This is a genomic window from Streptomyces sp. SM1, from assembly GCF_002910825.1.
Taxonomy (GTDB): Bacteria; Actinomycetota; Actinomycetes; order Streptomycetales; family Streptomycetaceae; genus Streptomyces; species Streptomyces okerensis.
The window spans coordinates 1-975 of sequence record NZ_NEUB01000571.1 but is presented as its reverse complement, the minus strand read 5'-3'; the positions used below and the strand labels follow the sequence as shown (position 1 = coordinate 975).

1 protein-coding gene is annotated in these 975 nt (G+C 73.4%); it reads left to right on the top strand.

Features of this window, described 5'->3' with window-relative positions:
• Nucleotides 1–904 (top strand): aminoglycoside phosphotransferase family protein (locus tag B9S61_RS13840; protein ID WP_103542526.1); only part of this gene is annotated, 904 nt, incomplete at its 5' end.
• Nucleotides 905–975: the final 71 nt, after the last annotated feature.

Here is a 975-nt window from a genome sequence, read left to right as displayed (position 1 = left end):
CATCTGCCCGGAGTTCGCGCCGGTCCAGGTGCTGCGCCGCACCGGCAGGTCCGTCCTCCTGGTCGGCACGACGGGCCGCAGCACCGCGGTCGCCAAGTGCTTACTGGACCACTCCCCCGCGTGGAGTGAGCGCATCCGCCACGAAATAGCGGCATACCGCTCGTTCGTCCGGCACCGCCCCCCCGTGCGGGCGCCCCGGCTGATCGCGGCGGATCCGGACAACTGCACGCTGGTGATCGAACGGCTGCCCGGCAGGGTGGCGGCACTCCAGCGGCACCCGGCGGAGGCACCGCCGCGGGCGGACATCAGGGCCGCACTCGGCGCGATCTGCCGGCTGAACTCCTGGCGGCCGCCGGCCGGGACGTTCGACGCGCCGCTGGACTACGCGGCCCGTATCTCCCGCTACCACGAGCTGGGACTGCTCACCGACCGGGACCTCGGCGACCTGCAGAAGCTGCTGCACGGCATCGCGCTGGCGACCGGACGGCAGGGCATGGGCCAGTTCTGCCACGGCGACGCCCTGCTCTCGAACATCCTGATCTCGCCGGCCGGCCCGGTGCTGGTGGACTGGGAGCACGCGGGCTGGTACCTGCCGGGGTACGACCTGGCGACGCTGTGGTCGGTCCTCGGAGACGCGCCGGTGGCCCGGCGCCAGATCAGCCAGATCGCCCAGTCGGCGGGGCTCGCCTCACGGGACGCCTTCCTGGTCAACCTGATGCTGGTGCTGACCCGGGAGATCCGTACGTACGAGACGGCCGTGCAGCGCTCGATGCACGAGACGGTGCCGGTAGGGCATCCGGGTACCACACCATCCGGCGAGGAACAGCGCCTGCTCCTGCGCCGCCTCCACGACGACTGCCAGCTGGCCCGCCGGGCGGTACGGGCAGCGGTGGGCACCCGCTAGCCACGCGTGCCGGCGGCGGCCCGGAGCGGGCGCGAGCGGCCGGTTTCACGCGGTACGGCGCGAGGCGCCGG